Consider the following 11,988-nt stretch of genomic DNA (forward strand, 5'->3'; position numbering starts at 1 on the left):
TAGCCTCGCGGGGTGAGCTACTCGCGCGACGATCAGGGCGTCCGCGACGAGGCGGCACCGGTCCGCGCCTCGGGTGCGCAGGAGGACGCCGCGCCGCGCCCCACCGGCATCGCCGGGCTGATCGACCGCGTCTTCAAGCTGCGCCCCGTACGCGTCTTCTTCCACTACGCCGGCGACAACGGGCCGCTCATCGCGTCCGGCATGACCTACCAGGCGTTCTTCGCGCTCGCCGGTGCGCTCTGGCTGTCCTTCGCGCTGCTCGGCTTCGCGCTGCGGGGGAACCTCGCGCTCCAGGCGAGCGTGTTCGGCGCGATCAACCAGTTCCTGCCGGGCCTCATCGGGTACGACATCGCCGGCACGCAGGTCCAGGGCGCCATCGACAGCGCGGCGCTGCTCGAGAACTCGTCGCTCTCCTGGTCGAGCGCGATCTCGCTGCTGATCGTGCTCTGGACCGCCGTCGGCTTCCTCGCGACGCTGCGCACCGCGATCCGGATCATGTTCGGCCTGCCGAACGAGCAGGGGAACTTCATCCTCCTGAAGCTCCGCGACCTCGGGTACACCGTCGCGTTCGGCGCCGTCGTGCTGCTGACCGCCGCGATCACGGTGCTCAGCAACGCCGCGCTCGACGTCGTGCTGAGCCTGCTCGGGCTCGGGCAGGCCGGTCCGGTGCAGCAGGTGCTCACGGCGGCCGTCGCACTCGTGCTGCTCGCCGCGATCGAGACCGCCATGCTCGCGGCGGCGTTCCGCATCCTCTCGGGCATCCCGGTGCCGCACCGACGGCTGTGGGCCGGGTCGCTGCTCGGCGGCGTCGCGCTCGCCGTGCTGCAGACGCTCGCCTCCACACTCCTGCACTTCGGCACCAACAACCCGGTCATCAAGGGCTTCGCGGTCCTCGTGGGCCTGCTCGTCTTCTTCAACATCGTCTGCCAGCTGATCCTCCTCGCCGCCGCGTGGGTGGCGGTCGGCATGCTCGACGCCGGCATCGACGCCTCGTCGCTCTCGCCCGACCAGCGGGAGAACGCGGAGGCGCAGCGCCTCGAGGACGCCCGGCGGCTCGTGGCGCGCGCGAACCGGGAGGCGCTCGAGGACCGCCTCCGGAACGCCCGCGGGCTCGCGCGGTGGCGCCTGTCGCGGCAGCTGCAGCGCGAGGTGCGGGACGAGGCGCGACGGCGGCAGGAGGTGCCGACGACGAGCGAGTACCGGGAGGCGCAGCAGCGCACGGGCGACAGCTCCCCGGACGAGCGCCAGGTGGAGCGCGCGGGCTGATCCTCCTCACTCGCTGCCGGGGCCTTCCGCTGCATTCCGGGCAGTGCGCACGGCCGATCGTGCAGCGGGAGGCCCCGGCAGCGGAGGGTCCGGCGGCGGTGCGCAGCGCGGCGGCGCCTGCTCGTAGGGTTGAGGACCGTGGCGCAGCAGACGGTGAGACTGGCGACCGTCAACGTGAACGGCGTGCGGGCGGCGTTCCGGAAGGGCATGGGCGCGTGGCTCGACGGCCGCGGCGTCGACATCCTCGCGCTGCAGGAGGTGCGCGCCGAGACCTCCGACCTCGAGTCGCTGCTCGGCCCCGAGTGGAACGTCCTCCACGACGCCGCGACCGCGAAGGGCCGCGCCGGCGTCGCGATCGCGTCCCGGGGGAAGGCGCAGATCCACCGCGTCGCGATCGGCGAGGAGGACTTCGACACCGCGGGCCGCTGGCTCGAGGCGGACTACGCCGTGGGGGACGAGGTCGTGACCGTCGTGTCGGCGTACGTCCACTCCGGCGAAGCGGGCACGCAGAAGCAGGTCGACAAGTACCGGTTCCTCGACGCGTTCGAGGCGCGGCTGCCAGAGCTCACCGCCCACAACCCCCTCGCGGTCGTGGTCGGCGACCTGAACGTCGCCCACCGCAGCCTCGACATCAAGAACTGGAAGGGCAACCTGAAGAACTCCGGCTTCCTGCCGGAGGAGCGCGCCTACTGGGACCGCTTCGTCGGCGCGGAGGGCGACGCGGACTACAACGCGGGCGGCGGCCTCGGCTGGGTCGACGTCGGCCGCCGCGCGGCCGGCGAGGTCCAGGGCCCGTACACCTGGTGGTCGTGGCGCGGGCAGACGTTCGCCAACGACGCGGGCTGGCGGATCGACTACCACCTCGCCTCCCCCGCGCTCGCGGAGCGGGTCGACGCGGTCGTCGTCGATCGCGCGGCGACCCGCGAGGAGCGATGGTCCGACCACACGCCCGTGGTCGTCGACTACCGCGTCGGCTGAGCGCCGGCCCTCCCACTCCCCCTCTTCCACGCAAGGACCCTCATGAACGACAAGCCCCGCATCTTCTCCGGCATCCAGCCCTCCGCCGACTCCCTCCACATCGGCAACTACATCGGTGCCCTCCAGCAGTGGGAGTCGATGCAGGACGACTACGACGCGATCTTCTGCATCGTCGACCTGCACGCGATCACCGTGCCGCAGGACCCGAAGGCGTTGCGGGACGCGACGCGGACCCTCGCGGTGCAGTACATCGCCGCGGGCATCGACCCGGCCCGGTCGACGATGTTCGTGCAGTCGCAGGTGCCCGCCCACGCGCAGCTCGCCTGGATCCTGAACGGCATCACCGGCTTCGGCGAGGCCGGCCGGATGACGCAGTTCAAGGACAAGTCCGCACGGAACGGCGCGGACGCCGCCAGCGTCGGACTCTTCACCTACCCGGTCCTGATGGCCGCGGACATCCTGCTCTACGACACGGAGCTCGTGCCGGTCGGCGACGACCAGAAGCAGCACGTCGAGCTCGCCCGCGACCTCGCCCAGCGGTTCAACAGCCGCTTCGGCGAGACGTTCGTGGTGCCGAAGCCGCAGATCCAGAAGGAGACGGCCCGGATCTACGACCTGCAGATCCCGACCGCGAAGATGAGCAAGTCCGCCGCGACGGACTCCGGCATCGTCTGGATGCTCGACGAGCCCGCCGTCATCGCGAAGAAGATCCGCTCCGCCGTGACGGATACCGGCCGCGAGGTGCGGTTCGACCGCGGCGAGAAGCCCGGCGTCTCGAACCTGCTCGCGATCCTCTCCGCCTTCCGCGGGGTGCCGATCGCGACCCTCGAGGCCGAGTACGAGGGCCGCGGGTACGGCGACTTCAAGCGCGACGTCGCCGACGCGGTCGTCGACGCGTTCGGGCCGATCCGCGAACGCACCCTCGAGCTGCAGGCCGACCCGGCGGAGGTCGACCGCATCCTCACGACGAGCGCGCAGCGGGCGCACGACCTCGCCTCGGCGAAGCTCGCGCAGGTCCACGAGGCGGTCGGGCTCTACCCCTCCCTCTGAGCCGCCCCGCGACACGAACGCGCAACACGGGGCGAGCAGGATGACGGCATGAGCATCAGCGCGGACATCGCGATCATCGGCGGCGGCATCGCCGGGCTGTCGCTGGCCGCGGCGATCGGCGACCGGGCGTCGACGGTCGTGATCGAGGCCGAGCCGGAGCTCTTCCACCACACGTCGAGCCGTTCCGCGCAGCAGATGCAGCCGACCTACGGGCCGGCGCCGGTGCGCGCGCTCACGACCGCGTCGATCCCGCTCGTCGAGGCGCGCGCCGAGCGGGCGGGCCGAGGCGTCTACGTGCCGCGACCGCTGCTCTGGCTGCACGCCGACGAGGACCGGTCCGAGCTCGAGCACCTGCTCGCCACCGTGCCCGGGCTGACGCCGATCGGTGCGGACGAGGCGGTGCGCCTCCTGCCGCCGCTCAAGCGCGACCTCCTGGTCGACGCGGCCGTCGACCTCTCCGCCGTCGAGGTGGACGTGCCGCTGCTGCTGTCCTGGTACCGGGAGGACGCGCTCGCCGGCGGCACCGAGCTCGTCACCGGTGCGCGCGTCACGGCCGCCGAGCGGGCTGGCGACGTGTGGCGGCTGACCGCGGGCGCGACGACGGTCGAGGCGCCGGTCGTCGTGAACGCCGCGGGCGCCTGGGTGGACCGCGTCGGCGCGCTGCTCGGCGCCCGGTCCCGGGGCCTCACGCCGAAGCGCCGCACCGTCGCGGTCGCGCCGCCCTCCCGCCCGATCGACCCGGGCTGGCCGATGGCGGCGGACGTGGCCGACCGGTTCTACTTCCGGCCGCGGGGCGAGGCCGTGCTGGCGTCGGCGCTCGAGGACGTCGTGAGCGAACCGGAGGACGCGCAGCCGACCGCGGACGTCGTCGCGACCGTCCTGGAGCGGGTGAACGCGGTCACCGATCTCGGGCTCGGCGCGCCCGTCACCACCTGGACGGGGCTGCGGACCCTCTCCCCCGATGCGTCGCCCGTGGTCGGGTTCGACGGCGAGGTCGACGGCCTCTACTGGCTCGCGGGGCAGGGCGGGTACGGGATCCAGACGTCGGCGGCGCTCGCGGCGGTCGTCGCCGCGGACCTGCTCGGGGCCGACCACGGCCTCCGCGGGCTCGACGGGGTGCTCGCCGATCTCTCCCCCGCCCGGTTCTGACCCGCCGGCGCGCGGGACCGCGCCGAACAGCTGCCGTGGATGAGGCGGCGCTCGGGCTCTCGCGCGTCGTAGTCCCGACCGCGGCGGGGCCCGTCGTCGCCCGCGTCGGCGCGGGCGACGACGAGCGCGGGCTCCTCCTGATCCACGGCGCCGCCGGCTCGTGGCGGGCGTGGATCCCGATGCTGCGGGAGGCGGCGCGGGCCGGACGGCCGCTGCCCCGCGTGGCGGCGGTCGACCTGCCGGGGTGGGGCGAGAGCCCCGAGCCCGTACGGCCGCTCGACGCGGGCGCAGCGGCGGAGGCCGTCGTCGCCGTGGCGCGGGCCGTCGGCGTCACGCGCTGGACGGTCGTCGGTCACTCGCTCGGCGGCGTGGTGGCGCTCGAGATCGCCGTCCGCGAGCCCGACCGGACCGAGCGCGTCGTCCTCGTGTCGCCGACGGGCCCCGCGGTGCTCGACGCCATCCGCCGACCGGTCCGGGGCGGCGTCCGGCTGCCGTGGTTCGCCGGGATGCTGCTCGCGATGCGGGTGCTCAGCGCCCTGCCGGGCGGCGGGCGCCCACTGCTGCGCGCCCTCGGTCGGACCGGCGCGCTCGGCGTCCTCGCCGGCCCGCTCTTCGCCGATCGCGCCGGGGTCGACCCGCAGGTGCTCAGGGACTTCGGCGAGGAGACCCGCCCGGCCGCGTTCGTCCGCGCCGCGCGCTCGGCCGCTCGGCTGCGGCTGCCGTCGGACGCGGTCCGCTGCGCGGTCCGGTCCGTGCGCGGTGGCCGCGACCGCTTCATCGGCGCGCGCGACGCGACGGCGTTCGCCCGCGTGCTCCCGGGGTTCCGCGAGACGGTCGTCCCGGGCGCGGGGCACTTCGCGCTCGCGGAGCGGCCGGAAGCGGTCCTCGCCGTGCTCGACGACTGAGCGCCGCGTCCTGAGGACCGCCGCCCCGCGCGGGCTGCTGGCCGCCGGCGCTACACTCCGGTCAAGCACGTGCTCCGGGGTCGGTGGAAGTCCGAACCGGCGGTCAAAGTCCGCGAACCCGCTCGACCCGCGAGGGTCGGCCGGGCCGATCCGGTGGAACTCCGGAACCGACAGTCACAGTCTGGATGGGAGAAGCACGAGGGCGATCCGCGCGCGGACCGCCCCGCGGCGCCGTCCCGCGACCCCCGGAGCACCCGGACGAGGACAGGGACGCATGGACACCGCGGCTGCGGGCACGGAGGTGCTCCTCGAGCGCGCCATGCGCCGCGCCCTCGAGCTCGCCCGGCTCGGGCCCTCCGGCGGCCCCAACCCGCAGGTCGGCTGCGTGCTGCTCGGCCCCGACGGGGACGTGCTGGCCGAGGGGTGGCATCGCGGTGCGGGCACGCCCCACGCGGAGGCGGACGCGCTCGCGAAGGTGCCGGAGGGCGCCGCGGCGGGGGCGACCGCAGTCGTCACGCTCGAGCCCTGCGACCACACGGGTCGGACCGGCCCGTGCTCGGTCGCGCTGATCGACGCCGGCGTCGCGCGGGTCGTGGTCGCGCAGCCCGACCCGAACCCGCTCGCGGCCGGCGGAGCCGAGCGCCTCCGTGCCGCGGGCGTCGCGGTCGAGATCGGCGTGCTCGGGGACGAGGCGGCGGCGCTGAACGAGCGCTGGGCCACCGCGCTCCGGCTCGGGCGGCCGTGGGTGACCGCGAAGTGGGCGTCGAGCCTCGACGGGCGGATCGCCGCGGCCGACGGCTCGAGCCGGTGGATCACGGGACCGGCGGCCCGGGCGGACGTGCATCGGCGCCGCGCCGAGCACGGCGCGATCCTCGTCGGCTCGGGCACCGTGCTCACCGACGATCCCGCGCTCACCGCCCGCGACGGCGACGCCCTGCTCCCCCACCAGCCGCGGCCCGTCGTCGTCGGCCTCCGCGAGCCCGCGCCGGACGCCGCCGTCCGCGCCCACCCGGAGCCGCTCCTCCGCGTCCGCTCGCACGATCCCGCTGCAGCGCTCGAGGCGATCGCCGACACGGGTGCGACGAGCGCGTTCCTCGAGGGCGGCCCGACGCTCCTCTCCGCCTTCCTCGCCGCCGACCTCGTCGACGAGGTGCTCGTCTACCTAGCGCCGACGCTGCTCGGCGGCGACCGCCTCGCGACCCTCGACCTCGGCGTGCCGACGATCGGCGCACAGCGCCGGCTCACGATCCGCGAGGTCCACCGACTCGGCGACGACCTGCTCGTCGTCGCCCACCCCGACCACAGGGAGGCCTGATGTTCACCGGCATCATCGAGGAGCGCGGCCGCATCGTCGGCTGGGAGACGACGCCCGACGGCGGCGCCCGGCTGACGATCGACGCGCCGACGACCTCGGCGGACGCGCACCACGGCGACTCGATCGCCGTGAGCGGCGTCTGCCTCACGGTCGTCCGGTTCGGCGACGGCCGCTTCACCGCGGACGTGATGGGCCAGACGCTCGCGGTCAGCGCGATCGCCGACCTGGCGGAGGGCGACGAGGTCAACCTCGAGCGCGCCGCGAAGGTCGGCGACCGGCTCGGCGGCCACATCGTCCAGGGGCACGTCGACGGCGTCGGCGAGCTGCTGCAGGTCCGCGACGAGGGGGCGTGGCGCGTCCTCCGCATCTCCCTCCCCGCCGATCTCGCGCCCCTCGTGGTCGACAAGGGCTCGATCGCCGTCGCGGGCACGTCCCTCACGGTCTCCGCGATCGGGCAGGAGGGTCCGGCGCACTGGTTCGAGGTCAGCCTCATCCCCGAGACGCTCCAGGCGACCACGCTCGGCGCCCTCGCCGTCGGCGGCCGGGTGAACCTGGAGACGGACGTGCTCGCCCGGCACGTCGCACGGCTGCTGGCGCTCACGCCGGCCTCGGAAGGGATGGCGTGATGCCGCTGGCGCCGGTGGAGGAGGTCGTCGCCGCGCTCCGCGACGGCCGCATCGTGATCGTCGCGGACGACGAGACTCGGGAGAACGAGGGCGACGCGATCGTGTCGGCGGTGCTCGCGACGCCGGAGACGATCACCTGGATCGTGAACCACACGTCCGGGTTCATCTGCGCACCCATGACGAACGCGATCGCCGACCGCCTCGACCTGCCGATGATGGTCCGCGACAACCAGGACCCGCGCGGCACCGCCTACACGGTGAGCGTCGACGCGACCGACCGCCTCTCGACCGGCATCAGCGCCGCCGACCGGGCGCACACGCTGAACGTCCTCGCCGACCCGGACTCGACGCCCGCCCTGGTGAGCCGCCCGGGGCACATCCTCCCCCTGCGCGCCGTCGACGGCGGGGTGCGGCAGCGCGGCGGCCACACCGAGGCGGCCGTCGACCTGATGAAGCTCGCAGGTCTCCCGCCGGTCGCCGCGATCTCGGAGATCGCGTCCCCGGACGGCACCATGACGCGGCTCCCGGGGCTGCTCGAGCTCGGCGAGCGCGAGGGCATCCTCGTGACGACCGTCGCGGCGATCCGGGAGCACCTCGACGCGCATCCGGCGGCGTGCGACGAGGCCGGGATCACCGAGCCGCCCGCGGCGCCGCGGGTGCGCTTCGAGGTGGAGACGAACCTCCGCACCGTCCACGGCGTCTTCCGTACGCGCGCCTACCGCGACCTGCTGACGGGGGACGAGCACGTCGCCCTCGTGGCGGACGGCGACGGCTCGACGCCGCCGCTCGTGCGGGTGCATTCCGAGTGCCTGACCGGGGAGGCCTTCGGCTCCGCGCAGTGCGAGTGCGGCCCGCAGCTCGACGCGGCGCTCGACCGGGTGCAGGCGGAGGGCGGCGCCGTCGTCTACCTCCGGGGGCAGGAGGGCCGCGGCATCGGCCTGATCGACAAGCTCCGCGCGTACCGGCTGCAGGAGGACGGGCTCGACACCCTCGACGCGAACCTCGCGCTGGGTCTGCCGGTCGACGCCCGCGAGTACGGGGCCGCGGCAGCGATCCTCGAGGATCTCGGGTTCGACTCGGTGCGGCTGCTCACGAACAACCCGGACAAGATCGCGCAGCTCGAGGCGCACGGCGTGACCGTCGCGCACCGCGAGCCGCTCGTGGTCGGCGTCGGCGCCGCGAACCAGGGGTACCTCGACACGAAGCGCGAGCGCATGGGCCACCTGATCGACCGCCCCCGGGCGGTCGCGGACACGAAGCGGAGGGCCGGATGAGCGGCGAGGGAAGGCCTGCGGCGCAGGAGATCGACGGCAGCGGCCTCACGGTCGCCGTCGTGCACGGGACGTGGCACCCGATGATCGCGGACGGGCTCCTCGCCGGAGCGCGCCGGACGATCGAGGCGGCGGGCGCCACCGCCGTCGAGTACGCGGTGCCCGGCAGCTTCGAGCTGCCGGTTGTCGCGAAGGCGGCGCTGCTCGCAGGCGCCGACGCGGCGGTCGCGCTCGGCGTGATCATCCGCGGCGGCACTCCGCACTTCGAGTACGTGTCGAGCGCCGCGACCGACGGGCTCACCCGCGTCGCCCTCGACACCGGCAAGCCGGTGGGCTTCGGCGTGCTGACGCTCGACGACGAGGAGCAGGGTCTGGACCGGGCCGGTCTGCCGCACAGCCGCGAGGACAAGGGCGCGGAGGCGGCGGAGGCGGCCCTCCGGACGGCGCTGATCCTCCGCGGGATCCGCGCGAGCTGAGGCCGGGCCGTCGGCGTCGCGCGTCGGTGCCGAGGGTCCGGGGTGGTTTCGAGGCCTCAACCACCGAGGACGGGTGGCTCGGGTTGCGCGCCCTCGTGCTCGACCGAACGTGCTCCGGCGACGGCGGCCGCACGCATCGCCTGGTCCGGGTCGCTGCCGGCCGCGAGCGCCGCGGCGAGCGCGCCGCAGTAGGTGTCGCCCGCACCGGTCGTGTCGACGACCCGTGCCGCGCGGTCGGCCGGCACCGATCGCGCCCCCCACTCGGAGCCGTGCTCGCCGCGGGTCACGAGGAGCGACCGAGGAGCCGCGCCCGATGCGCGCAGCAGCGCCGCTTCGGACTCGTTCGCGACCACCGGATCCGCCAGGGCCAGCACATCGGCGGGGAGCTCTGCGAAGGGCGCGACGTTGAGCACGATCCGCGCCCCGGCCGCGCCGGCCCGCCGCGCCGCCTCGGCGACGACGCCGAGGTCGACCTCCAGCTGCAGCAGGAGGACGTCGCCGGCCGCGATCCCGTCGAGGGCGGCGAGGTCGTCGTCGCCGACCGCGGCGTTCGCCCCGGGCGACACGATGATCGTGTTCTCCCCGTCGTCCGCGACCGCGATGAACGCGCGCCCCGTCGGACCGGGCACGGTCCGCAGCCGGGTGACGTCGATCCGGAAGGCGGCGAGCCGGTCCCGGTAGGCGGCACCCTCCGCATCGTCCCCGACGGCGCCGATCATGCGCACGCGGGCGCCGGCCACGGCTGCGGCGACGGCCTGGTTCGCCCCCTTGCCGCCGAAGGCCGTCTCGGGATCGCCCCCGGTCAGGGTCTCCCCCGGCGCGGGATGGCGCTGCACCCGCACCACCACGTCCACGTTCAGCGAGCCGAGCACCCAGACGTCCGCCACCGCTCCATCGTGGCAGGCGCTCAGAGCGGAACGGTGAGCCGTTCCTGCACGTGCTGCCGCACGAGGTCGGCCATGTCGCTCGTGCAGCCGTCGAGCAGCCACTGCACCTGCAGGCCGTCCATGACCGCGACGAGCTCGCGGGCCGCGACGTCGGGATCAACGCCGTCGCGCAGGGCGCCGTCCTCCCGCGCCTGCTCGTAGGACTCCCGCATTTCGGCCCGGCTGGCCCGGTAGCGGCGGACGAAGTAGGCGTGCGCCGGGTGATCGGCTGCGGTCGCCTCGGCCGAGAGCACCGTGTACAGCTCGACGATGCCGCGGCGCCCCTCGTTGCGGCGGGCCAGCTCGACCACGCGGCGCAGCTGGGCCACCCCGCGCACCGGCGGCGTGAAGAACTGCGCGATGTCCTGCTCGTCGCGGTGCTCGAGCACGGCGATCAGCAGCGCCTCCTTCGTCGCGAAGTGATGCAGCAGGCCGGGGTGCGAGATCCCGCAGCGGGACGCGATCTCGCGGAGCGAGGCACCGCGGTAGCCCACCTCCCCGAACAGCGCCGTGGCGCGCTCGATGATCTCGGCGCGCTTCGCCCGCCCCTTCGCGTAGCCCCGCTCCGCTGCGATGGTCATGCGCTCCTCGATCCGCTCCTGGGCAGTTTCTCACGCGCTTACTTACCAAATGGTCGGTTTTGGGGTTATCGTGGGCGCCGCACCGGCCGACGCGGGCCGGCGGAGAGGACAGAGGAGTCCCATGGCCGTCATCGAACCGACCGGCGTCGCTGCGGCGAGCGCCGGCGCAGGAGCCGTGCCCGGGTCCCGCCGCAGCGCGGGCAACGGCGTGATCGTCGCCTACGTCATCGCCTACCTGGCGCTGTACATCGCGCTCATCACGCCCGTCATCTCGACCCTCGCGGTCAAGGTCAACGAGATCTCGACCGTCGCGACCCGCGCGGGCGACCTCAGCCTCGTCACCGGGATCGGCGCCTTCTTCGCCTTCGTCGCCAACCCGATCGCGGGCGCCCTCTCCGACCGCACGACGAGCCGCTTCGGCATGCGCCGGCCGTGGCTCGTCATCGGTGTGATCGGGGGCGCGGTCGGCCTGCTCGTCATCGCGACCGCCTCCGGCATCTGGCAGGTCGTCGTCGGCTGGGCCATCGCGCAGACCGCGTTCAACGGCACGCAGGCCGCGCTCCAGGCGGTCCTGCCCGACCAGGTCGAGGAGCACCGCCGCGGAAAGGTGTCGGGCTGGCTCGGCATCGCCCAGAACGCGTCCTCGCTCATCGGCATCGGCCTGGCGACGCTGTTCGCCGCTGCGGGACTGACGTCCTTCTGGTCGATCGCCGTCCCGGCCGCGATCGGCGTCGTCGGCGTGGTCGTCTTCGCCGCACTCCTGCACGACCGGCGGCTGTCGAAGGCCGACGCCGTCCCGTTCCATCTCGGCGCGTTCGTCAAGGGCTTCTGGATCAGCCCTCGGAAGCACCCCGACTTCGCCTGGGCCTTCACCGGCCGGTTCCTGATGCTGCTCGGCTTCGCGGCGTACAACGGTTACCAGGTGTACTTCCTGCTCACCCGGTTCGGCTTCGACACCCCCACCGCGCTCTCCTGGCAGCTCCGGCTGTCCGTCGTCCAGACGATCGTCCTGGTCGTCGCGGCCGCGCTGGGCGGCTGGCTCTCGGACCGCACCGGCCGTCGGAAGGTCTTCGTGATCGTGGCGACCGTCCTGGCCGGCGTCGGCCTCATCGTCTTCGCGTCGGCGCAGGACCCGAACATCCTGTTCGTCGCCGCCGCGCTGTTCGGCGCCGGGCTCGGCGCCTACTTCGCGGTCGACCTCGCCCTCGTCACGGACGTGCTGCCGAACCGAGAGACCGACGCGGCGAAGAACATGGGCGTGTTCAACATCGCGAACGCGCTGCCGCAGTCCCTCGCACCCGCGCTCGCGCCGCTGCTGCTCGGCATCGGTTCCACGACCGCGGGCAACTACACGCTCCTGTTCGTGGTCGCGGCGGTCGTGATCCTCGCGGGTGCGGCGAGCACCATGTTCATCAAGGGCGCGCGCTGACGCGCGCATCGGACGG

General features: G+C 74.3%; 12 protein-coding genes and 1 riboswitch. Of the genes, 10 read left to right on the forward strand and 2 right to left on the reverse strand.

Annotated elements, in window-relative coordinates:
• The first annotated feature begins 12 nt into the window (after positions 1 to 12).
• From CLV52_RS17490 to ribH, 9 genes are all read left to right on the forward strand, one after another.
• Complete coding sequence (locus CLV52_RS17490) at positions 13 to 1,266, forward strand: YihY/virulence factor BrkB family protein (RefSeq protein WP_133767678.1); 1,254 nt, start codon at positions 13 to 15, stop codon at positions 1,264 to 1,266.
• A gap of 138 nt (positions 1,267 to 1,404) precedes the next feature.
• Positions 1,405 to 2,244 carry an exodeoxyribonuclease III gene (locus tag CLV52_RS17495; RefSeq protein WP_281276104.1) on the forward strand — a complete coding sequence of 280 codons (840 nt, stop codon included), beginning with the start codon at positions 1,405 to 1,407 and terminating at the stop codon, positions 2,242 to 2,244.
• 42 nt (positions 2,245 to 2,286) lie between these two features.
• Entirely contained in the window at positions 2,287 to 3,294 is a 1,008-nt protein-coding gene (trpS, locus tag CLV52_RS17500) for a tryptophan--tRNA ligase (protein ID WP_133767679.1), read from the forward strand.
• Between the two features lie 48 nt (positions 3,295 to 3,342).
• On the forward strand, positions 3,343 to 4,443 hold the full coding sequence (locus CLV52_RS17505; protein WP_133767680.1) for an NAD(P)/FAD-dependent oxidoreductase: 1,101 nt from the start codon (positions 3,343 to 3,345) through the stop codon (positions 4,441 to 4,443).
• 35 nt (positions 4,444 to 4,478) lie between these two features.
• The gene (locus CLV52_RS17510; RefSeq protein ID WP_133767681.1) at positions 4,479 to 5,348 is read left to right on the forward strand and encodes an alpha/beta fold hydrolase; all 870 of its coding nucleotides are present in this window, start codon (positions 4,479 to 4,481) and stop codon (positions 5,346 to 5,348) included.
• Between the two features lie 66 nt (positions 5,349 to 5,414).
• Positions 5,415 to 5,549: riboswitch (FMN riboswitch) on the forward strand.
• Positions 5,550 to 5,622: 73 nt separating this feature from the next.
• The gene (gene ribD / locus CLV52_RS17515) at positions 5,623 to 6,663 is read left to right on the forward strand and encodes a bifunctional diaminohydroxyphosphoribosylaminopyrimidine deaminase/5-amino-6-(5-phosphoribosylamino)uracil reductase RibD (RefSeq protein ID WP_133767682.1); all 1,041 of its coding nucleotides are present in this window, start codon (positions 5,623 to 5,625) and stop codon (positions 6,661 to 6,663) included.
• Positions 6,663 to 7,289 (forward strand): riboflavin synthase, encoded by a 627-nt coding sequence (locus CLV52_RS17520; RefSeq protein ID WP_133767683.1) that lies wholly within the window; start codon positions 6,663 to 6,665, stop codon positions 7,287 to 7,289. Before ribD ends, CLV52_RS17520 begins: the two co-directional genes overlap by 1 nt.
• Entirely contained in the window at positions 7,289 to 8,563 is a 1,275-nt protein-coding gene (ribA, locus tag CLV52_RS17525) for a GTP cyclohydrolase II (protein ID WP_133767684.1), read from the forward strand. Before CLV52_RS17520 ends, ribA begins: the two co-directional genes overlap by 1 nt.
• A complete protein-coding gene (gene ribH / locus CLV52_RS17530) occupies positions 8,560 to 9,036 on the forward strand; it encodes a 6,7-dimethyl-8-ribityllumazine synthase (RefSeq protein WP_133767685.1) in 477 nt (158 codons plus the stop codon). The genes ribA and ribH overlap by 4 nt, the downstream gene beginning before the upstream one ends.
• Positions 9,037 to 9,092: 56 nt before the next feature.
• On the opposite strand, the gene CLV52_RS17535 is transcribed toward ribH, so the two are convergent.
• Both CLV52_RS17535 and CLV52_RS17540 read right to left on the reverse strand, forming a co-directional pair.
• Positions 9,093 to 9,923 (reverse strand): PfkB family carbohydrate kinase, encoded by an 831-nt coding sequence (locus tag CLV52_RS17535; RefSeq protein WP_133767686.1) that lies wholly within the window; start codon positions 9,921 to 9,923, stop codon positions 9,093 to 9,095.
• 20 nt (positions 9,924 to 9,943) lie between these two features.
• A complete protein-coding gene (locus CLV52_RS17540) occupies positions 9,944 to 10,543 on the reverse strand; it encodes a TetR/AcrR family transcriptional regulator (RefSeq protein ID WP_133767687.1) in 600 nt (199 codons plus the stop codon).
• A gap of 121 nt (positions 10,544 to 10,664) precedes the next feature.
• Between CLV52_RS17540 and CLV52_RS17545 the strand changes: the two genes are divergently transcribed.
• Positions 10,665 to 11,972: an MFS transporter gene (locus tag CLV52_RS17545; protein ID WP_162850931.1), complete on the forward strand. Its 1,308-nt coding sequence runs from the start codon at positions 10,665 to 10,667 to the stop codon at positions 11,970 to 11,972.
• The last annotated feature ends 16 nt before the right edge of the window (positions 11,973 to 11,988 follow it).

It is taken from the genome of Amnibacterium kyonggiense, from assembly GCF_004364555.1.
GTDB classification, from domain to species: domain Bacteria; phylum Actinomycetota; class Actinomycetes; order Actinomycetales; family Microbacteriaceae; genus Amnibacterium; species Amnibacterium kyonggiense.